Source organism: Sphingobium sp. TomTYG72, from assembly GCF_055394715.1.
This window is the reverse complement of record NZ_AP027337.1, coordinates 204834-227152: the sequence shown is the minus strand read 5'-3', so window position 1 is coordinate 227152 and position 22319 is coordinate 204834. Positions and strand designations below refer to the sequence as shown.

12 protein-coding genes are annotated in these 22319 nt (G+C 66.0%); 9 read left to right on the top strand and 3 right to left on the bottom strand.

Annotated features, from left to right (window positions below):
• The first annotated feature begins 21 nt into the window (after nucleotides 1-21).
• Complete coding sequence (locus tag ACZ5U1_RS14425; RefSeq protein ID WP_464780812.1) at nucleotides 22-2574, top strand: cation-translocating P-type ATPase; 2553 nt, start codon at nucleotides 22-24, stop codon at nucleotides 2572-2574.
• Between the two features lie 75 nt (nucleotides 2575-2649).
• Here ACZ5U1_RS14425 and ACZ5U1_RS14420 read toward each other — a convergent pair whose 3' ends face one another.
• Genes ACZ5U1_RS14420 through ACZ5U1_RS14410 form a run of 3 tightly spaced genes read right to left on the bottom strand, consistent with a single transcriptional unit; the run spans nucleotide 2650 to nucleotide 4994 of the window.
• Nucleotides 2650-2958: an alkylphosphonate utilization protein gene (locus ACZ5U1_RS14420; RefSeq protein WP_464780593.1), complete on the bottom strand. Its 309-nt coding sequence runs from the start codon at nucleotides 2956-2958 to the stop codon at nucleotides 2650-2652.
• Between the two features lie 22 nt (nucleotides 2959-2980).
• The gene (locus tag ACZ5U1_RS14415; protein WP_464780592.1) at nucleotides 2981-4687 is read right to left on the bottom strand and encodes a SulP family inorganic anion transporter; all 1707 of its coding nucleotides are present in this window, start codon (nucleotides 4685-4687) and stop codon (nucleotides 2981-2983) included.
• Entirely contained in the window at nucleotides 4677-4994 is a 318-nt protein-coding gene (locus tag ACZ5U1_RS14410) for a helix-turn-helix domain-containing protein (RefSeq protein ID WP_464780591.1), read from the bottom strand. Before ACZ5U1_RS14410 ends, ACZ5U1_RS14415 begins: the two co-directional genes overlap by 11 nt.
• Nucleotides 4995-5399: 405 nt before the next feature.
• Between ACZ5U1_RS14410 and ACZ5U1_RS14405 the strand changes: the two genes are divergently transcribed.
• The 8 genes from ACZ5U1_RS14405 to ACZ5U1_RS14370 all read left to right on the top strand — a co-directional run bounded on the left by ACZ5U1_RS14405 (nucleotide 5400) and on the right by ACZ5U1_RS14370 (nucleotide 22319).
• On the top strand, nucleotides 5400-8486 hold the full coding sequence (locus ACZ5U1_RS14405) for a CHAT domain-containing protein (RefSeq protein ID WP_464780590.1): 3087 nt from the start codon (nucleotides 5400-5402) through the stop codon (nucleotides 8484-8486).
• 5 nt (nucleotides 8487-8491) lie between these two features.
• On the top strand, nucleotides 8492-10534 hold the full coding sequence (locus ACZ5U1_RS14400; protein WP_464780589.1) for a CHASE2 domain-containing protein: 2043 nt from the start codon (nucleotides 8492-8494) through the stop codon (nucleotides 10532-10534).
• The gene (locus ACZ5U1_RS14395) at nucleotides 10521-11237 is read left to right on the top strand and encodes a hypothetical protein (protein ID WP_464780588.1); all 717 of its coding nucleotides are present in this window, start codon (nucleotides 10521-10523) and stop codon (nucleotides 11235-11237) included. Before ACZ5U1_RS14400 ends, ACZ5U1_RS14395 begins: the two co-directional genes overlap by 14 nt.
• Before the next feature lie 143 nt (nucleotides 11238-11380).
• Nucleotides 11381-13138: a ShlB/FhaC/HecB family hemolysin secretion/activation protein gene (locus tag ACZ5U1_RS14390; RefSeq protein ID WP_464780587.1), complete on the top strand. Its 1758-nt coding sequence runs from the start codon at nucleotides 11381-11383 to the stop codon at nucleotides 13136-13138.
• An 85-nt stretch (nucleotides 13139-13223) separates the two neighbouring features.
• Entirely contained in the window at nucleotides 13224-14624 is a 1401-nt protein-coding gene (locus ACZ5U1_RS14385; protein ID WP_464780586.1) for a hypothetical protein, read from the top strand.
• Nucleotides 14512-18882, top strand: coding sequence for a beta strand repeat-containing protein (locus ACZ5U1_RS14380; protein ID WP_464780585.1), 4371 nt, complete (start codon nucleotides 14512-14514; stop codon nucleotides 18880-18882). Before ACZ5U1_RS14385 ends, ACZ5U1_RS14380 begins: the two co-directional genes overlap by 113 nt.
• Before the next feature lie 144 nt (nucleotides 18883-19026).
• Nucleotides 19027-20349 carry a multiheme c-type cytochrome gene (locus tag ACZ5U1_RS14375; RefSeq protein WP_464780811.1) on the top strand — a complete coding sequence of 441 codons (1323 nt, stop codon included), beginning with the start codon at nucleotides 19027-19029 and terminating at the stop codon, nucleotides 20347-20349.
• Nucleotides 20350-20396: 47 nt separating this feature from the next.
• Nucleotides 20397-22319 (top strand): heme-binding protein, encoded by a 1923-nt coding sequence (locus tag ACZ5U1_RS14370; protein ID WP_464780810.1) that lies wholly within the window; start codon nucleotides 20397-20399, stop codon nucleotides 22317-22319.

Sequence of the window (22319 nt, the reverse complement as noted above, 5' to 3'; positions counted from 1 at the left end):
GACCATGGGGAGATAGCCGTAATGATGGCGGGTGGGCAGGAAAGCCTTGTCGGCCTTTCCGCGTCACAGGCGCGCGAGCGGCTGGCGGAGGATGGCCCCAACGAATTGCCCCGGCCAAACCGACGGACGCCCCTGCGCATCGCGATGGAGGTGCTGCGGGAGCCGATGTTTGCCATGCTGCTCGCGGCGGGCACGGTCTATCTGCTGATCGGCGACCGCACCGAGGCGCTGGTCCTGCTCGGCTTTGCTGGCTTGTCGATCATCATCACGATCGTGCAGGAGGCGCGCACCGAACGCACGCTTGAGGCATTGCGAGACCTCTCGGCACCGCGCGCCCTGGTGGTACGTGACGGGGAAACCCTGCGCATCCCCGGTCGTGAGGTCGTGAATGGCGACATTCTGGTGTTGGAAGCGGGCGACCGGATCGCAGCGGATGCGCTAGTGGTCGAGGCCCGGGAGCTTGAAGCAGACGAATCGCTGCTGACCGGCGAGGCTGTGCCAGTCCGAAAGCGGCCCGGGCTCGCCGGGGATGCTGAACGGGCGGAGCCGGGGGGCGACGATACCCCTTATCTCTTTTCGGGAGCGATCGTGACGCGCGGCGGGGGCATCGCACGGGTGACGGCTACCGGCACGCACAGCCGCATTGGCCAGATCGGACGGTTCCTTGAAACATTAGAGACAGAGGCGCCGCATCTTCACAAGGAAACCACCCGAATGGTCAGCCTGTGCGCGGTCGGCGGGGTCGCCGTCGCGCTGCTGGTGGTCCTGCTGTACGGATGGTTTAGGGGCGACTGGATGGCCGCGCTGCTGGCGGGGATCGCGACGGCAATGTCGTTGCTGCCTGAAGAGTTTCCGGTGGTCCTCACCATATTCCTCGCCATGGGCGCGTGGCGCATTGCGCAGGTCGGCGTGCTCACCCGACGGGCTTCCGCCATAGAGGCTCTGGGCGCGGCCACGGTCCTGTGCACCGACAAGACGGGGACACTGACCCAGAACCGGATGACGGTCACTGAATTGTGGCTGCCGTCAGGTGAGGCGGCGGTCCTTGGCGAGGTATTACCGCAAGCGCAATTCCATGACCTGATCAGCGCGGCCGCCCTGGCGAGCGCTCCCGTGCCGGTCGATCCGATGGAGGTGGCGTTCCACACTGCTGCTCGGGATGTCCGGGTTCCCGCCCGCGAAGACTGGCTTCTGGTCCACACCAATGGTCTTCAGCCCGACCTCCTGGCAATGTCCAATGTCTGGCGGCCCGCGAACGCCGGGGAACCATTGCTTGTTGCGGCGAAGGGCGCACCGGAAGCGATCGCGCGCCTTTGTCGGCTGGATGAAGGGGCTCGTTCGGCCCTTGAGCAGGCGGTTCAGGCCATGGCGGCTCGCGGGATGCGCGTTTTGGGTGTGGCTTCTGCTAATATAGCGGAGCCAAATGTCGGGATAGGGCATGAAGCGCACGAGTTCAGTCTTCTCGGGCTGATCGGCTTGTCCGATCCGCTGCGGGCGGGGGTTCCGGAAGCCGTGGCCCAATGCCACACGGCCGGCATCCGGGTGGTCATGATCACCGGCGACTATCCCGCCACCGCGCAGGCTATTGCGCTAGAGGCGGGGATTGGCGCAGGCGCGCTCATGACCGGCGGCGACGTCGCGACAATGTCCGACGCGGAGCTTTGCGCGCGGGTCAAGGACGTCGCTATTTTCGCGCGCACCATGCCGGAACAGAAGTTGCGAATTGTCTCGGCGCTCAAAGCGGCGGGGGAAGTGGTCGCCATGACCGGTGACGGCGTCAACGACGCACCGGCGCTAAAGGCCGCCCATATCGGCATCGCCATGGGCAAGCGCGGCACGGATGTGGCACGGGAGGCTGCGGCCATCGTCCTGGTTGAGGATGATTTCGGTGCCATCGTCGTCGCCATTCGGCTTGGCCGCCGCATCTATGACAATATCCGCAAAGCCATAGGTTTCATCTTCGCGGTCCATGTGCCGATCGCAGGGCTTGCCGTTTCCCCACTTCTGCTGGACCTTCCGCTGGTGCTGGGGCCAATCCAGATAGCCCTTCTCGAAATGATCATCGATCCGGTGTGCGCGCTCGTTTTCGAAGCCGAACGGGAAGAAAACCGTATCATGCGCAGGCCACCGCGCAATCCGGACGAACGCCTCTTTTCCGGGCGTCTCGTCCTGCCAAGCATCGCTTATGGCGGGATTGCCTTCGCGCTGCTCCTCGCTCTCCATGTCTGTGCAAGCCTATGGGGCTATGATCCCGGCCGCGTGCGAGCGCTCCTTTTCTTCGGGCTGGTGGCGTCCATCATGGCGTTGGTGCTGGTCAATCGGTCCTTCAGTACATCCCTGACGAGCGCCGTCTGGCGACACAATGTTTCGCTGCGCTATGTCGCGCTGCTCGTCCTTTTGGCTTGCGCACTGATATTCATGCTGGAACCTCTGCGCCAGGTTCTGGACTTTGCTCCGTTGAAGCTGACGGATTTGGCCCTCCTGATCCTGCTGCCAGCCTGCGTTCTCCTTCTATGCGAACTGCTCAAGGGGCGCATGGGATGGAGCGCACGTCGCGCCGCGCGCGCGGATTGACGCACTGTCCAGCCACAAGTTTGGAGCGATATTATCCGTCCATCTCCATGTCAGCGTTTTTGGACCCGCCGCAGATCAATGCTTGCGCACAAACTCGGCTCGCAGAACCAGGCCTTTGATGCCCTCATAGCGGCAATCAATTTCCTGCGGGTCGCCGGTCAGCCTGATCGACTTGATCACGGTGCCTTTGCGCAGCGTCTGCCCGGCGCCCTTCACCTTCAGATCCTTGATCGTGATGACGCTGTCGCCGTCCGCCAGAAGGTTACCGGCGGAATCATGCACTTCAACCCGGTCTGCGAGCTGCTCCTTGGCCGCAGCCTCCGCCGCAGAGATCCACTCGCCCGAAGCTTCGTCATACACATAATCATCGTTTGTATCGGTCATTTCAAATCCCTGGTACTGTTGGTTAGTTGAGCCGCTGGGCCGCGCAAGTTGGTGCGAGAATGATCGCCCTTGCGAGGCGGAGGGCATCGGGAAAATCATCGCTGAAGATGACGCGCCGATCCGCCGGTCCCAGCGATACCCGCTTGAGCATCGCCATGGGTTGTGCCTGGACGCCTGAAACGATGATCTGCGTCCCGGCAGAGGCTGCTTGCCGGACGATTTCCTCGATCGCCGTCACGCCGCTCGCATCAAGCAGGGGCACCTGCCGCAGCCGAAGGATGATGACCTTCGGCGTGGGGCCGACCCGTCGCAGCGTATCGAGCAATTCATTCGCGACGCCAAAGAAGACCGGTCCATCGACATGGAACACCTCTACACCTGGCGGAAGCGCATCGCGCTGGTGGATGTCCTCCCTTTCTTCGGATGGCGGCGTTCCATTACCGCTGTCGTTCGCAATCTCCACCGTGCGGCTCATGCGCATCATGAAGAGCAGCGAGGCCAGCGTCACGCCTACGCCGATCGCCACGGTGAGATCGACCAGAACAGTGAGGCCGAAGGTCAGCAGCAACAGGCCCCGGTCGCCATTGGGCATCCGCAGCAACTGGATGAAGCGATGATGTTCGCTCATGCCCCAGGCGACCATGAACAGGATGGCGGCGAGTGCTGCCAGCGGCACGAACGCCATGAGATCTGAGGCGAACAGGATGAACAGCAACAGGAACAGCGCATGCATCATGCCTGCGATGGGCGTGATGGCGCCCGCCTTGATGTTGGTCGCCGTGCGGGCGATGGCGCCCGTCGCTGGCAGGCCACCGAACAATGCGGATGCGATGTTGGCGACGCCCTGGCCGACAAGCTCCTGATTGGATCGATGCCTTGATCCGATCATGCCATCGGCCACGACCGCGGACAGAAGCGCCTCGATTCCCGCCAGAAACGCGATCGTGAAGGCAGAGGGGACGACCGCCTGAAGCTTGGCAAGAGAGAAATCTGGCAATGCGGGGACAGGAATTCCGGTGGGCAGGTTGGGAAAGCGCGATCCGATCGTTTCCACCGGCAACTGGAGCAGCGCCGCCAACGCTGCCGCCAATATGACCGCGATCAGGAATCCCGGCGCCCGTGGCGCCCATTTGCGCAGGGCGATGATCAGCGCCAGTGACCCGGCGCCAATCGCCAGGCTCAATATCTGGATGCTGCCCTGCGCAGAGAAATAGGCCTGCCATTTGGGGATGAAATCGGCAGGGACGCCACCGCCCATTCGCAGGCCGAGAAAATCCTTCACCTGGCTCGACGCGATAATGACGGCGATGCCTGCGGTGAAGCCGATGACGACGGGTTGGGGAATGAAGCGGACGAGACTGCCCAGACCCGAATATCCAGCAATGATCAGCATCAGCCCAGCCATCAGCGTCGCCAGGAGCAGCCCGTCATAGCCATGCTGTGCGATGACCCCGAAAACGACGACGACAAAGGCGCCGGTCGGCCCACCGACCTGAACCCGCGACCCGCCGAGCGCGGAAATCAGGAAACCGGCTATAACGGCTGTGATAAGCCCCTTGTCAGGCGACGCCCCACTCGCGATCGCCAGCGCCATGGCAAGGGGCAGGGCGACAATCGCGACCGTGAGCCCGGCAATGCAATCGCGCCGCAGGCGATCGGCAGAATAGCCCTCGCGCAGGACCGTGATCAACTTGGGCGTGAAGGCGAGAAGTCGTGCGTTACGATCCATCGTCTTGGGCCGTCTGATCGAACAGCACGGAGGGCACGCGCCGGGGTTGCTGGCCGGACGCTGTTTCCCTCAGGCGGACACCGCGTCCCGCGCCACTACTCGGGGCATTCTCGCCGATAATCTCGATCCCTGCCGCTTCGAGCGCGCTGATCACCTTCACCAATGTATCAACGACGCTTCGTACCTGCCCATCGGAAGCTTCCATGCGCTGGATCGTCGGCAGCGACACGCTCGCTAAAGCGGCGAGTTGGCGCTGATCGATTCCGAGCAATGCTCGCGCGGCCCGCATTTGCTGAGAAGTGATCATTGGTCCTCGAATGATGTATAAAACATCAAATTACAATCTTTGAACATATATATGCAATGCGACAGGCCAAATCCAGATTTCTTTCATCGGATTTGTCGGACTGGCGACAGCAGACCCACCGTCGCGATGCCAAACTGAATAGTGCGGACGACGGTCGTCCTTGCGCACCAGTTTCGTCTGCATCAGTTTCTCGCGCGGGAGGATGAGCAACCCGAAGCCTCACCTCCTGCGAAATGCTGGTTTAAGCGCCGCATCGGATCGGCGCGACACCCCTCTTTTACCTTGCGGCAAGCTGGGGTGGCGTTATGAAGAGCGCGCCGGGTCCCGCCATGGGGGGCTTGCACGGACAGATCCGGCGAGGCTGGGGGGATAGCCTTGGGCACTATAGGAAATTTTTGTCGGATCTTGGCCGGGCTGGGCGCTTTGGGCCTGTCATCCGCGCTGGCCGCGCAGCCGGAGGTCGACCGCCCGCTGTTGCAGGACAGCTTTCGCATCGGCAGTGGCGGCGGAGCGCTTTGTCAGGCGCAGAGCGTCAACGGCGATCCGGCAAGCCGCACCATGTTCGATCGCGCCTGGGCCGTTGTATGTCGTGACGCCGCGCGTCCGGTAGGCCGCATCTATGCCTTCCGGCGGAGCGGGGCCGATAGCGAAGAGGCGCTGCTTGAAAGACTGTCGGCATCGCGCCGATCTTCTGTGAACTGCGCCGCGCCGGGCGGCATGACCTTGCCCGATATTGGTGCTGTAACTGTCCGCAATTGTTCCAGCGACGCGGGCGCTTACCGCATCCTGTCCGCCGAACGGGGCAAGACGCTTTATGTGACGCAGGGCTTCGCGCCCTATGACACGGTCCTGGACCTTGGACTCCGCACCGTCGCCTTGGGCCGCACCGTGCCGGGCAAGATCGACATCGTCACGACGGGCGGCAGCAATGCAGCGGCTTTCGCCCGGATGCAGGCGGTGACCCTCGATCCGCAGACTGTGTTGGCGGAGGGCTATCGCCGTAACGCGTCGGGCAATTATGCCGAGGCTGCGGAATTTTTCGACAGCCTGACCGATCGCCTTGCCCGTGATCCGGATACGCAAGCCCTAAGCCCCGCCGAACGCGCCAACCGACAACACGAATATCTCGTGAACCACGGTTTGCAATTGTCGAACCTTGGCCTGTTCGATCGGGCCGATGCCGCCTTTGCCCAGGCTCGCGCCGTGCCGACGGCTGATGCTATCCAGCTCCGCCTGCGCCGCAATTTCGAAGCCGTGCATCACCTCAATCAGCAGGACCTTCAAGGCGCGCTCGCCTTGCTCGACCAGTCGTTGGAAGGCGGGACGGCGCTTGCCGCTGGCACTGATGGCGCAGTGACCTTGCCGAGCGACGTGGCCGCGGAATTGAGCAGCGGCTCGCCGGAAACGCGGGCACTGGGCGTGCGGCAGGATACAGCGCTCACGCCCGGCGAGCGGGCGGCCATACTCGATGCGCAAGCGCAGCAATTGCGCGGCACCATCTTGCGCCTGTCCGGCAAGCCTCGGGAGGCGCGCGCCGTGCTTGCCCAGGCGCTCAACGACGTGCAGCGGGTGCGCGATGGCCGTGTGACCTCGATCACCCGGCTACGCGCGCAACTGCTGGGCGAGATCGCGCTGACGCACGAAGCGGAACAGGACTATGGTGGTGCCGAGGCGCGGCTCAATCAGGCCGTCAGCCTGATCGCCGCGCAATATCCCGAAACGATGGCCCTGAACGGCGCGCGTGCCCGCTTGGGCGCCTTCCTCGTGCGGCGCGGGCGGACGGATGAGGCGCTGAAGACCTATCGCGCGATCATGACGTCCACCACGGCGAACCGTGGCACGCTGACGGCGATGGCGAACCAGTTGCAGCCTTATTTCACGCTGCTCACATCCGAAATGCCCCGGCGCCCGGAACTCGCGGCGGACCTGTTCGAAGCGTCGCAATTGCTGGTGCGTCCCGGTGCGGCCGAGACGCTGGAATTGCTGAGCCGCGAATTGTCGGCGGGCGACGGAGAGGCCGCGCGCCTGTTCCGCCAATCGACATCTCTCTCGCGCGACATAGAGCGTGGCCGCATCGCGCTCGCCCAATTGCGTGAAGCGGGCAAGGGCGACAGCGCGACCCAGGATGAGATCGCGCGGCGGCAGGCAGAGATCGACGCCCTGGCGACCGATCAGGCCGCGACGCTGACGGCCTTGGCCGCCTATCCCCAATATCGCGCCGTCAGCCCGCAAGCGCTGACCCTTGGCGAAATGCGCGGAACGTTGAAAGCGGGGGAGGGCTATTACAAGCTCGCTCAGCTTGGCGATGCCCTCTATGCCCTGTGGATAGACGGGCAGGGGGCAACGGGCTTCCGCTTGCCTGTCAGCGCTGGCGAAGTGGCGCGCAAGGTCGCGGCGCTGCGCGAAACGATTTCGACCGATGTCGCGGGTGTGCAGTCCACTTACGCCCTCGACCTGCCGGTGGCACGCAGCCTCTATCTCGATCTGTTCGGCCCGATCGATGAGCGGCTAAAGGGTGCGCGCCATCTGATCTTCGAGCCGGACGGCGCGATGCTGCAACTGCCGGTCAACCTGCTGGTCGCCAGTCAGCCGGGCGTCGATGCCTATGCCGCGCGGCTGGAGAAGGGCGGCGACGAATTCGACTTTCGTGGCGTTGACTGGCTCGGCCGCGACCATGCGGTAAGCACCGCCTTGTCGGCCCGCGCCTTCCGCGACGCCCGGCTGACGCCGCCCTCGGGCGCACCGCAAAGCTATATCGGCTTTGGCGACAATGCGCCGATTGCCGGGCCAAGGCTGGCCGCCCTGACCCGTGGCGCGTTGCCCGGTCAGGCTGACGATTGTAGCTGGTCGCCTGCCCAATGGAGTCACCCCATTCCGGCGGACGAGTTGCGTCAGGCGGCGCAGGCGGTTGGAACATCGGGCAGCGAACTCGTAACCGGCGCGGCCTTCACCGATGAGGCGGTCAAGGCGCGCAATGACCTCAACCACTTCCGCATCCTGCATTTCGCGACCCACGGCCTTGTCACGCCGCCGCGCGCGGGATGCCCGGCCCGCCCTGCCTTGCTGACCAGCTTTGCGCCCAAAGCCGGGTCGGACGGCCTGCTGCAATTTGGCGAAATCTTCGACCTGCGGCTGGATGCGGACCTTGTCATATTGTCGGCCTGCGACACGGCCGGGGCGGCGGGGGCCGAAATGACCCGCGCGGCCGGGCTTTCCGGCAGCGGTGGAGCGCTCGACGGATTGGTGCGCGCATTCATCGGTGCGGGCGGCCGTTCCATCATCGCGAGCCATTGGCCTGCGCCCGAAGAATATCGCGCGACCGAAAGGCTGATGGCCGGGCTGTTCGCGGCGGCTCCCGACCAACCAGTGGCTGAGGCGCTGCGCTTGGCCCAGATTCAGCTGATGGACGACGCGGACACTTCGCATCCTTTCTACTGGTCCGGCTTTGCCGTCATAGGCGATGGCGCCCGTCCGTTGATCGCCCGGCGCTGATCCCGATGGCGGCGCAGGGCCTGTTGCGTCGGGGCGCGCGCGTCATGCAGGACGCGGGGCGATGGCGGCTTGCCGGGACGGCGCTGTTATTGCTGCTGGCGCTGTTCGTCGCGGGGTGGAACTGGACCAAGCCATTGGGCGCCGCCAGTTCAGAGCGGGAGATGCCGACCGCCGACGCGGAGCGCGGCCTGTATGATTGGCGCGCGGCCACTTTCGCCCCCCGCGTCGAGCAGGACAAGCGCGTCCTGATGGTCGTCTATGATGACCAGACATTGATCGCCACGCGCAAGCGATCGCCACTGGACCGTGGTCTTTTGGCGCGGGCGCTGCGCAATCTGGACGCGATGGGCGCAACTTCCATCGGCATCGATATATTGTTCGATCAACCGCAGGATGAAGACGCGCAGCTATTGTCGGCGCTGCACGCGATGCGCACGCCGGTCTGGCTCGGCTGTGCCAATTTCGGCGATAACCGCGAACAGATCATCTTCGAACAGCAGCAATATCTGGACCGGTTCATCGCTCAGGCGCGGACCTCCAGGGTCAGGCCCGCGAGCATCCGCCTGGAAACGGATGCCGACAATGTCGCGCGCAGCTGGCCAAAGCCAGTGCCAGGCCAGCCACCGCTGCTGTCGCTGGCAATGCACCCGTCGGCGCCCTTTGCGCATTATGGCGGCGCCATCCGTTTCCGCATGCCACGGCCCCAAGCGGACGGATCGGAAGAACCGGTGATCCCGAGCCTTCAGATCGATCTGCTCGCCGACCCCTCCATGGCCGCTGCTCTGGCGCCGATGGTGCGCGGTCGGCATGTGCTGATCGGCGGCGACATCGTCGATATCGATCAGTTCGAAACACCGCTGTCCGGACGGCAGGCGAAATCGACGATGATCGGTCTGGAAGTGCATGCGACCATGTTGGCGCAGCTGCTTGATCGCGCTCTGTTGCCTGCGGTCCCCGGCTGGACAATGTGGATCGCGGCGGCGCTCATCGTGCTGGCCGCAGCGCTGACCAGCCTCGCGGATTTGCGGTGGTTCTGGCTGGTGCCCGCGCTTGGACTTCAAGCCGTGGCCATAGCGGGCTTGCCGCTTTGGTTGCACGCGAGCGGCTGGGATACCAAGGGGCTGCCCGCCGCCGGTTGGGCGCTGGGCTGGGTCGTCACCTTTGCGGCAGTCAGTGCGGCAGCGCGGGCGGTCAATTCGCAACAGCGCCGCTTCGCGCAGGCGGCGCTGGGCAAATATCTGCCCCGTGATATCGCCGCGCAAATTCTGGCGGAACCCGAGAAACTGGCGCTGCATGGCGAAAAGCGGCCCATCTTCACCCTCTTCACCGATCTGGAAGGCTTCACCAAGCTTAGCCACGCGATCGCGCCGGAAATGGTGGCGCAGTTGCTGAACCGTTATCTTGACATGTTGAGCGACGTCGTGCTGGCTCATGGCGGGACCATCGACAAATTCGTCGGCGATGCGGTCGTCGCATTCTGGGGCGCGCCGATCGCGCGAGAGGATGACGGGCGCAATGCCGCGCTCGCCGCCTATGCGATGTGGCAGGCGGGCGAGGCGTTCCGGCAAGACCTGCCGCCCGGCGTCCCGCCGATCGGTCGAACGCGGGTGGGGCTGCACCATGGTGATGCGATCGTCGGGAATTTCGGCGGCGAAGGGCGCATTCAATATACGGCTCTGGGCGACAGCATGAACACGGCCGCGCGGCTGGAAGCGGCGAACAAGGCGCTGGAAACGTCCGTGCTGGTTTCGCGGGAGGCGATGGAACGATCCGGCCTCGACTGGTGGCGGCCGATGGGCCGGGTCCGCCTTCGCGGTAGGTCAACGCCCGTCGACCTGTTTGAGCCGACGCCGGATTTCGCGACCGCTGATCGCGCTCGGCTGAGCGCCGCGCTTGCCGCCTTCGACACCGAAGATGCGGAGACGCGGGCGGCGGGGCTGGCCCAGCTCAAAGCAGTGGCGCAGGAGCATCCGGATGATGCGGCTCTCGCCAATCTGGTGTATCGCTATGAATATATTGGGGACGGAGGAACTTATGGTCTGGGCTAAGGGGGCGGTGGCGCTCGGGATGGCGGTGGCCGTGGGCGCTGGGACGCCTGCATGGGCCGACAGCCTGGTGGTGCGGTCTTCGGGACCCTCGGCGGGCAGCTATGCGCCGGGCAAGAAGCTCGCGGATGGCGGGGCACTGCTGCTCAAGGCGGGGGACGTTGTGACGTTGCTCGATGCGAAGGGGACGCGGACGCTGCGTGGACCGGGCCGTTTCAACGTGACCGCGGCGGCGACAGTGCCGGCTTCCAATGTGACCATGGCCGCGCTGCTTGATACGAAAAGGGTTCGCCGGGCGCGCACCGGAGCCGTGCGGGGCACCTTGGGGGACGCATCAGCGGTGGCCAAGCGGCCCAATCTGTGGCTGGTCGATGTTGCGCAACCGGGGCCGCTATGCGTGTCCGATCCCGCCGCCGTGCGCCTGTGGCGTGTCGATGCCAAAAAATCGGCAACCGTCCGCATCAGCGGCGGTGGCGCGCAGGATACGGCCAGCTTCGCCGCTGGGGAGGCGATGACGGCATGGCCCGCAGCACTCCCCGTCAAGGATGGCGCAACCTATCGGGTGGATGCCGATGGGCGTTCCACCGACATTCGCTTCGCACTGCTGGGAGCGCCCGATGGAGGGATCGACAGCACGGCATCCGCGCTGATCGCGAATGGATGCCAGGCGCAGCTTGATCTGCTGATCGATACGGCGGCGCGCTAGGGACTTGATAAGCCGACGGGCGGCAGGCAGAGCGCCTTCCCCGGACGGTCGCAACGACAGGGGCGACAGGCTATATGGCCGCTCCCGTCGCACTTTGGGGGAATGAGACGGCTATGGGGTTTCAGGGGGCAGCAACATCCCGCATGACGGGGCGTGCGCAATGGCGGATGGCGTTGGCACTGACCGCCTTGGCGCCAATGCCCGCCATGGCGCAGGTTGCGCCGCGCGCACCGACGCGGGAGGAACTGTCTCCGGGCCAACAGGCCGCCGACGTCGCGGGCGAAGGAAGCCGTCTGACCGTCGAGGGCGGCGTTGAGCGGGCGCCTTGCCCCCTGGCCGATCCGCGCTTTGCCAATGTCACCGTGAACTTTGCCGATGTGCAGTTTGACGGCCTTCGCGGCGTGGACGCAGCCATCCTCAAGGACAGCTGGGGCGATCTGGCCGGGCGGGATGTGCCGATCGCCAGCCTGTGCGAAGTCCGTGACCGGGCCGCGACGGCGCTGCGGCAGCTCGGCTATCTGGCGGCCGTGCAGGTCCCGCCGCAGCGGATCGAGAAAGGCGGCACCGTCCGTTTCGACATATTGATGGCGCGGCTGGTCGCTATCGAGGTGCGCGGCGACGCGGGCCGGAGCGAGCGGCTGATTGCCGCGCATATGGAAGCGCTCAAGGGGCAACCGCTGTTCAATGTGCATGAGGCCGAACGCCACCTGCTGCTGGCGCGCGACTTGCCGGGCTATGACGTGCGGCTGGCGTTGCGGCCCGCCGGGACGGCACCGGGCGAGGTCATCGGCGAAGTGCAGGTGGTGCGTCGCCGGGTCGAGATGGACGTCAATGTCCAGAACCTTGGCAGCAATGCGGTGGGCCGCTTCGGCGGCCTCGCGCGGGTGCGCTTCAACGATCTGACCGGGATGGGGGACAGCACGGTCCTCAGCATCTTCAACACCGTGCAACCGAGTGAGCAGACGGTGCTCCAGGTCGGGCACAGCATGGCGTTGGGGAGCGACGGGCTGCGGCTGTCGGGCGACTTCACCTATGCCTGGAGCAAGCCGGATATCGACGGGCTGGACCTGTCGTCCAGAACGATGATCGCTTCGGCCGCGCTGTCTTATCCCCTTGTGCGGCGGCAGGTGCACACGTTGTTGGCGAGTGGCGGGCTGGACGTGGTCGATCAGGACCTTCGCATCGGCTCTCTGCCCTTGTCCCGCGACCGGCTGCGGGTGCTGTTTCTTCGGCTGGAGGGAGAGGCGATCGACGCCGACAGCCTGGGGAGCACGACCGGCTATTCGGCGAATGAACCCAAATGGCGGATCGGCGGTAATCTGGAGTTGCGCCACGGGCTCGCCGGGCTGGGGGCGAGTGAGCCTTGCGGCAATCAGGCCGCCTGCATTCCGACGGGACAGTTGGACGGAGACGCCTCTGCTTTTCTGGTGAGGGCAGGGGTGCAGGCGGAATATCGCCCTACCCCGAAGCTGACTTTCGCGCTGTCGCCCCGCGCGCAATATAGCCCGGACCCGCTGCTGTCCTATGAACAGATGAGCGCGGGCAATTATACCGTCGGGCGCGGCTATGATCCGGGCACGCTGACGGGTGACAGCGGCGTCGGGTTCGGGGCGGAGGTCCGCTACGGGCGGATCACGCCGAAGGGTCCGGGCGCGATCGCGGTGCAGCCTTTCCTTTTCTTCGACGCGGCGTGGATGTGGCACCAAAGCAGCGTCTTTGCCGGACTTGATCCGCAAAAGCTCTATTCGGCCGGTGGCGGGGTGCGGGCGACCTGGTCCAATCATGCGCGGATCGACGTGACGCTGGCAACGCCGCTGCGGCGCGCGGGTTTGCAGACGGAGCGGGGCGATACGCGGTTGCTGTTGTCGGTTAGCACTCGAATTCTGCCGTGGAGGCGGTGAAGTCATGAAGGAATTGGCGAGAAAAACGCGTTTTTCCAAACTGTGTCGTTACGTTAGTGTAACGGCTTTGGCGGCGGGGTGTTGCTTGCCTGCGGCGCGGGCGCAGACGGCGTTTCAGGGTGGGGTCATTTCCAGCACCGGGGCGCCCTCGATCACGCAGGGGACGTTAGGCGGGACGACGGATGTCATCACGGTAAGCAACCCGGAAACGATCATCAATTGGCAACCCACGGACACATCGGCCCCGGCGGAGATTGATTTCCTGCCGACCGGCAAGACGGCGTCGTTTGTGAACGGCATGTCGGGCGGCGGCGATTATACGGTGCTGAACCGCATTCTGCCGGTCGATAATAGCGGGCAAACCGTGTCCAGCATCATTGCGCTGAATGGCACGGTGCAGAGCGGCAGCGACGGCAAGATATGGTTCTACGCGCCGGGCGGGATCGTGGCTGGTCCTAACGCCTTGTTCAATGTCGGGTCGCTGGTGCTGACCGGCAATGACATCGACACGACCGGCGGGCTTTACGGGAGCGGGGGAGAGATCCGTTTTCGCGGTCCCAGCAACGTCCTGACATCGGTCGAAGTGAAACCGGGCGCGCAGATCAACGCGCTGTCGAGCGGCAGCTATGTGGCGCTGGTGGCGCCGCGCGTGGTGCAGGGCGGGACGGTGGCCGTAAATGGCGCAGCGGCCTATGTCGGCGCGGAAGCGGTCGATATCACAATAAATAACGGCCTGTTCGACATCAACATCAGCGCGGGCACGACCGATACCAATGGCGTGGTGCATACGGGCACCACAGAACGGCCGGGCGCGACGGTCACCGATGCGCAGCATGTCTTCATGGTCGCGATGCCAAAGAACCAGACGCTGACCATGCTATTGTCCGGCAACGTCGGCTATCAGTCGGCGGCGAGCGCGGTCCAGTCGGGCAGCGCGGTGGTGCTGGCTGCTGGATATGATGTAGCGGGCAACGTCATCGGCGCGCGCAATGTGACCGGCACTGGCGAGGCGAGCATCAGCATCGGCGGGGGGACCTGGCAACCGGATGTGACGGGCCATGCGACCGGCAATATCGCCGTTCAGCCAAGCGCGGCCACGAACTTCGCGAACCTGAACCTGACGGCGGAACGAGCGATTACGCTGCAATCCGGCGCTGCGGGAGCCATAGCGGCAACCGGCACCATGGACCTGAAAGCGGGTGAGGCGATCAGCGTGCGCGCCGATCAGGGCGGCAGCATCAGCGTTGGCGGCGACATGAACCTGACCGCCGGGCTTGGCGGCACGGGCGGGACGATCGACGTGCTGACCTTTGGCGGCAGCGCCTCGTCAGCGGGGAACGGGCAGATCGACGTCACTGGGGCGATGCAGCTGGATGCCCGCGCCTATGGGCTGGGCGGCGGTAATTTCCCGGTGCTGGCCGGTGGCGACGCGACGGGGGGGGGCGATCAACGTCATCGCCGAGGGCGGTTCGGTCAGCGCCGGTAGCCTGTTCGCTGCTGCCGATGCGACAGCCGGAGCTGGCAGCAACAGCGCGGGCACTGCGACGGGCGGAGCCATCACCATATCGGCGCGAACCGCGGCAGGGCCGAGCGGCCCGCTGGCGGGGACGATTGATTTCGGCGATATGGTGCTGAGCGCGACCGCAGGAATCCAAAGCAGCTTTCCCCTCCCTTCCGTCACAGGCGGCAACGCGACAGGCGGGACGATCGACGTCTCGGCGGCGGGCGGCAGCATCACGACCGGCCGTTTTGACATATATGCCAGCGCGGCGGGCGGGGACGCTAGCGGCGTGGCGGGGACCGGCACGGGGGGCAGCATCACCCTGTCGGCAAGTAGCGCGAACGGACTGCGTGGCAGCTTCGCCGCCGATTGCGTCGGCTATTGCAACGCTACCGCCGATGGTCGGGGCGGCTATGGTGCAAACGGGGCGAATGGTACGGGCGGGTCGATCCTGATCCATGCGACCGATGCGAGCTTTGTGGCGGATGGCAGCGGCCTGACTCTGCAAGCGAAAGGCGTCGGCGGGGAAACGGCGTCTTTTGACGGCGTTGCGGGCCGAGGCGGCGACGGGCTGGGCGGCAGCATATCGGTGGAAAGCCGAGCCGGTGCGGCGGGAAGCGCGGTGATGCGCTTTGGCGCCTTGTCGGCCTATGCGGACGGCGTCTCTACTTACAATGTCGAAGGGACGACCTACAACGAAGGCGATGGCGGGAATGGCACCGGCGGCACGGTGAACCTGCTGGTCGCCGGAGGCAGTTTCGATGCTGCGATGCTGTCGGCGGGCGCTTATGGTCGAGGCGGAGCGTCCTCTGTGAATTGCCCGTCATGCGGTGACGGCGTCACGCCGTTTCAGGCGGGTAGCGGGCAGGGCGGATCGATCCAGTTCCTGATGACCGGCGGCACCGCCAACATCGCCAATCTGGAACTGGGCGCGGGCGGCATCGGCGGCGAAGCGGTCGCGGCGAATGGCAGCGATGAAGTGACCAGCCTGGCCGGGTCGGGCACTGGAGGCACGGCGATATTGGAATCGCGCGGCGGCGTGCTGAATGCCGATAGCATTTCGATCGAGGCCAATGGCGGGGGCGGCGGCCCCGACCCCTATTATTCCTTCTATTCCTATAACGGTCCCAATGGCGCGGACGGCGGCGCGGGCATTGGCGGCACGGCCCGGTTGCTGATGGGCGCGGGCGGCACCGGCCAGATCGTCGTGACCGGAGAGCTGGGCATCCGGGCGCAGGGCCATGGCGGTGCTGGCGGTGAAGCCGGATCGGGTTCGCCCGGCGGCCAGTTCACGGCAGGCGCTGGTGGCAATGGCACGGGCGGCACGGCGGAACTGACGCTGGCGAGCGGAGCGCTGACAACGCCGTCGCTGCTGGTGTCGGGCGCGGGCGTTGGTGGCGCTGGCGGCAATAACAGCAGTGATGCGGCGGGTGGCGCGGCAGGCGATGGCACGGGCGGAACGGCGCGCGTCGCTTATCTGAGCGAAGGCCATGTCATTGGCGCGTTGAACGTTTCAGCATCGGGCGAGGGCGGCCAAGCGGGGATCAACCGCTACATCAGCGGTTTCGATATCAACGACCAGCCCATCTATGCCTATGGACCCGGCCAGGGCGGTGCGGGTGGCGCCGGAACGGGCGGCACGGCGGACATGCTGATCGATGTCGATCCCGGCTTTGCCAGCCTGATCGTCAGCGCCGACGGTATTGGTAGCGCGGGCGCGGATAGCGCTAGCAGCGGCGCGGGCGGGACCGGAACGGGCGGCATCGCGGCGCTCAACATCGGCTTTGGCGCGACCAGCGTTAGCGGCGAGCTGCGCGTGTCGGCTTCCGGCTTTGGCGGTGCTGGCGGGGTGGCGTCCAGCGGAGCGGCGGGCCGGGGCGGCGATGCCTTTGGCGGGGCGGCGACGCTGGGCCTGACCGGGGCATCGACCTCCCTCGACGCAGGCGACATCGCCGTTCTCGCAGAAGCGTTTGGTGGCGCGGGCGGCATTGGCGCGTTCCAGAGCGGGTTGGGCCTTGCGGGCGCGGATGGCGGTGACGCGCAGGGCGGGGCCGCGCTGTTCGCGGTGAATGCCGGGGCGAGCGCGGTCACTGGCGCGGAACTGATGTTGAGCGGCAACGCGATTGGCGGGGCGGGCTCGGCCGGGATCGACGGGCTGGCCGGTGGCGCAGGCGGTTCGGGCGGCAATGCGGCGGGCGGGTCGGCGACATTGCGGATCGACGGCGGAAAACTGCGTGTAAGCAACAGCTTTTCGACGCTGCCCGCCTACAGCATCACGGCGGTTGGTCAGGGCGGCGCGGGCGCCGATGGCGGCGTCGCGAGCGACCCGGCGCTGGCCGATGGCGCGGGCGGCAACGGTGGAGCGGGAACGGGCGGCGTCGCCTCCTTCGCAGCGAGCGATGGCGATTTCCTGCTGGGGCCGCTTTCCATCGTTGCTGACGGCGCGGCGGGACTGGCTGGCGCGGGCGGAATCGATGGCCTGAGGAGTGGTGGGACGGCTTCCCTCATCAATGACGGCGGTGTCGCGCTGGGCGCGGGTGTGCAGCGGCAGCTGGCTTCGCTGTCGATGACCGCCAATGGCGACGCGGGCGGCCGGATCAGTTTTACCGACAGCAGCACCGCGGCTGGCGGCGGCCTGCGCGTGGCCGGTCCGATGACATTGCATGCGACGGGCACAGTGGTGCCGGGCTTCACCGGCATCAGCTTTGCCGCGTCGGGCAATATGGTGCAGGTCGATGGCGCGGCCGATTTCCTGACGGAAGGCCCGCTGTCCTTTGCCTTCAACGGCGGCGGCGCGCTGGCGGTGACGGGCGCGCTAACCGGCTATTCGGGGACGAGCATCACGTTCAGCCATACTGGACGGGCGGCAGGCACGGACAGCCTGTCGGCGGCCAGCATTGCCCTCGACACGCCGGGCAGCATCAGCGCGACGGGCGCATCGCTGCGTTCGGTGGGATTGCTGACGATGAACGCGACCGGGATCAATGCGCAGGCTTTAGCTTCGGGTGGAGCTGCGGTGTTGGATGCCGGGGCTGGAGATCTGGTGGTGAACGACCTGCTGGCTCAGGGTGCGATCACGGCGCTGGGTCGCAACATCAGCCTGGGGTCGAGCGGCGGGATGGCGATCGCCAATGCCGTGGCGAGTGGCGATGTGCTGCTGAATGCCGCCGGACTGGTGGCGGTGAACGGCCAGGTCAGCGGGCAGGCGGTGACGATCGGTTCCGGCGACATCGCGATTTCGACCAATGGGCAGGTGAGCGCGGCGGAGCTGTTGCGCTTCGATGCGCTGGGCGCGCAGGCGTTCGTCGGCGGTGGCGACGCGACGGCGGGCTACAGCCTGTCGGCGGCGGAGCTGGGCCGTGTATCGGCTGGCGGCATTGCGATCGCGGGCGCGGGGGATGTGGCCGTGCGCGACCTGACGATCGGGACCAATGTGCTTCCGGGCGGCAGCGTGATGAGCATCGGCGCGGCCGGGCTGTTGCGTGTGCAGGGCGCGGTGGCGATGACCGGACGAACGGGCGACGGCGGGCTGACGCTGACGGCCGGGGACGCGCTGGAGGTGATCGCGGGGCTCGGGTCCATCGCGATCAGTGATGGCAATGGCGGGCTGGGCGGGGTGCTGACGCTTGACGCGCCCTCCATCTACGTCGCGACGGCGGAGGCGATTGCCGATGTGCGGGCGGCGGATTCGCTGGCGGCGCGGGACCTGCGGTTGGCGCAGAGTGACGGGCTGGCGCTGGACGCGGGGATGTTGCAGGCGGGGACGATCCGTCTGGCCGCGACGGACGGCATCTTCATCCAGAATAGCGGGCTGTCGACCAACTTTGCAGACCGGCGCGGCTTTACCGCCAACAGCTTGATCATCAGCAGCGGGAACGGACAGCCGCAAATTGCGATCAACGGGCGACTGGCGCTGGCTGGCGGGGGCTTTGCGCCCGGGCTGGACACGATCCCGCTGGTGGCGATTGATGGGCGCTATGCCGTGGGGTCGAAGATCAACGGCTGCTTCCTCTTTGGGTCCTGCACCACGCTGAGCTTCGATAATCGGGAGACGTTCGACGGCTTGCTCGATCCCACGGTGGCGGTGTCGCGCACCTTCCCGGCGGCGCTGATCGAGCTGCGCGATGTCGTGACGGAGGGCTTTCCTCCGCTGATCGACGAGCCGGTGACGGGCGCTGGCAATGAGGATCTGTGGGATCGCCCATGCGGCGGGCCGGGAGAAGCGGCCTGCGATGCGCAATAAGCGGAAAGACCAAGAGAAACGGGATTGAAAGGGTGGCGCGGACGCGGCTAGAGCGGTCGCGCGCAAGGGGGCGTGTGAATGGGGGGCTTCAGGAGCCATGGAGTGAGCAGGCGGGCGGTTGGCACGGTAGTGCTGGGCGCGGCGATGCTGCTCGTGCTGCTGCTGTGCGCCTTGCCGGGGGGCGGCCGGGGGGCGGCTGACGCTGCTCCGGTAACGCGCGGGTTTACCGGCGTTGCCTCCTGCGCGGGCTCCACCTGCCACGGGCGGATGGAAGGCGACGGCAAGGTCGTGCGCCAGGATGAGCTGATGCGGTGGCAGGAGCCTTCGACGCCAGGTGGGGCGCATAGCCGGGCCTTTGCGGTGCTGAGCGGCACGCGCGGGCGGCAGATCGCGGCGACGCTGGGGCTGGGCGATGCGGCGGCGGCGCCTGCTTGCCTTGGGTGCCATTCGACTCCGGCGGCGGGCACACGGGTGCTGGCGAGCGATGGCGTCGGGTGCGAGGCGTGCCACGGCGCGGCGGGCGGATGGATTGCGAGCCATTATGCGGTGGGCGCGACCCATGCGTCCAACGTTGCGGCTGGGATGATGCCGCTCGACCGGCCGCAGGCGCGGGCTGCTGTCTGCCTCGATTGCCATTTCGGGAGCGACCGGCCGGGGCAGTTCGTCGATCACCGCATGATGGCGGCTGGCCATCCGCGTGTCTCGTTTGAACTCGACCTTTTCTCTTCCATGCAGGCGCATCATGATGAGGATGCCGACTATGCGCGGCGGAAGGGGCGGACGGACAGCCTGAAGCTGTGGGCCGTGGGGCAGGCGATGGCGGTGGAACGGGCGCTGACCCTCTATGCCAGCGAGAAGGGGACGGAAGGGGCGTTCCCGGAATTCTACTTCTTCGATTGCCAGAGCTGCCACCGGCGCATCTATGACCAGACGGAGCGGAACAAGACGTGGGAGGCGAACCCCGGACGGCCGATCCCGGCGGGCATGCCGCCTTTCAATGACGAGAATATGATCATGCTGTCGGCGGCGGCCAAGGTGATCGCGCCCGGCGCGGCCGCCCGGTTCGATGCGGACAGCAGGGCGTTCCATGCTGCCATTGCGAGGGACCGGGGTTTGGCGGTCGCGGCGGCAGGCAAGCTGGCGGCAAGCGTCGGTGCGCTGGCCAATGGCTTTGCGGGGGCAAAGACGAATGGCGACATGGCGTTTGCTATCGTCAGCGAGATTGCGGGGGGAGCGATCAGTCCGCGCTTCACCGATTATGAAGGGTCGGTGCAGGCGGTGATGGCGATCGACACGTTGCTCAATAGCATGGTGAAGAGCGGCCAGGTGACAGTGGGCGCGGCGGCGGGTATCCGGGCGGACGTCAATCGCGCCTATGCGGCGGTGAAGGAGCCGAATGGCTATCAGCCTGCCGCGTTCAGGGCGGCGCTGGGTAGCGCGGCGCGCAGCATTGGGGCTTTGCGGTGAGGGCGTTGCGGCACAGATTTGGCGCGCTGGTTGCGCTGTCGGCGTTGATGCTGACATCGTGCGGCGGTGGAGGCGGCAGTAGTGGCGGGGGCGGAGGTTCGCCTACGCCTACTCCTACGCCCACACCTTCGCGGCTGTATGCCGATCCGGCGCAGGAGGCGTTAACCGTCGCCGATGTCGAGAGCGTCGTTGCGCATGCGGCGGCTGAAGCGCAGGCGCGTAGCTTGCCTGCGGTGATTGCCGTCACGGATCGCGTGGGCAATGTGCTGGCCGTGTTCCGCATGAATGGCGCGCGGGCGACAGCCACGACCAGCGCTGCGCCTAATGGGCAGAATATAGACGCGCAGAATCTGACCGTTCCGGCGGAGGCTGGCGCGATTTCCAAGGCGATCACCGGGGCCTATCTGTCGAGCGGCGGCAACGCCTTTTCGACGCGTACGGCGAGCATGATTGTGCAGGAACATTTCCCGCCTGCGCCCGGAACCGTTGGGCTGGAGAGCGGACCGCTGTTCGGCGTGCAGTTCAGTCAGCTGCCCTGTTCGGATCTGTCGGCGCGCTACATGTCGTCGGGCGCACAAGCGATGATCGGGCCGAAGCGGTCGCCGCTGGGGCTGGCGGCCGATCCGGGGGGCTTTCCGCTTTACAAAAACGGCGTCGTTGTCGGCGGCATCGGCGTGATGGCGGATGGGGTCTATGGATCAGATCCAAACGTCACCGACACGGACAATGATCCGGAAGAATATATCGCGCTCGCCGGGACGCTGGGCTTTGAAGCGCCCGACAGCATCCGCGCGAACCGCATCTTCGTGGACGGCACCTCGCTGCGCTATTCGGACGCGGCCTATTCAGGGCTAATGGCGAGCGGGACGGCCAGCTTTGCGGCGATCAACGGCAGCGCGGGGAGCCTGGTGGCGGTGCGCGGCTATTATGGCGATCCCGCGCCGATGGTGCTGGCGGGTGTCGCCTATGGCAGCGAGCTTTCGGGCGTGCGGGCTTCACGGGTGGCGGAATTTTCCAATCGCGACGCCTTTGTGCTGACTGATGGGTCGGGGAATAACCGCTTTCCGATCCGGGCGGCGACCGATGCGGGGGATGTGGCGCAGCCGCTGACCGCCGCCGAGGTGACTGCGGTGCTGGAGGAAGCCTTCACCATCATGAGCCGGGCACGGGCGCAGATCAGGCAGCCGCTGGACAGCCGGGCGCAGGTGACGATCAGCGTCGTGGATACGCGCGGGGCGGCGCTGGGAATCGTGCGGTCGCCCGATGCGCCGATCTTCGGTACGGACGTCAGTTTGCAGAAAGCGCGGACGGCGGCGTTCTTCTCCGGCGCCCATGCCGGGCCGGATTTGTTGGCGAGCAGCAGCGCGGATGTGGCGGCCTTTGTGGGGAAGGCGCGAACTTTCCTGAATGACTCCGCTGCGCTGACAGGCGCTCATGCTTTTACCGACCGGGCGAATGGTCTGCTTTCGCGGCCCTATTTTCCTGATGGCGAAGTGGGGCGGCCCAATGGGCCTTTCTCCCGCCCGATCGCGCAATTCAATCCTTTCTCGACCGGGTTGCAATCGGCGCTGGTGGTGGGTGATCTGGCCGCGCATCTCGCCTATGTGACCGGCGCGAGTGCGACCGACACGCCGCAGCGTTGTTCGGCGGTGACGGGCGTGGGCGCGGGTAATCGGGTGCAGAATGGCATTCAGATATTTCCGGGATCGGTGCCTATCTATCGCGGTGGCGTGCTGGTGGGCGCGATTGGCGTGTCGGGCGACGGCATCGATCAGGATGACATGATCAGCTTCCTGGGCGCGCATAATGGCGGGCTGCGGGGCGGCGGCATTGGCAATGCGCCTGCTGCGATCCGGGCGGACCAGATCGTCGTCGATCTGGGTAATGCTGCGGTGCGGCTGCGTTATGTGAGCTGTCCCTTTGCGCCGTTCCTCGACAGCGCGTCGCAAAATGTGTGTCAGGGGCTGTAA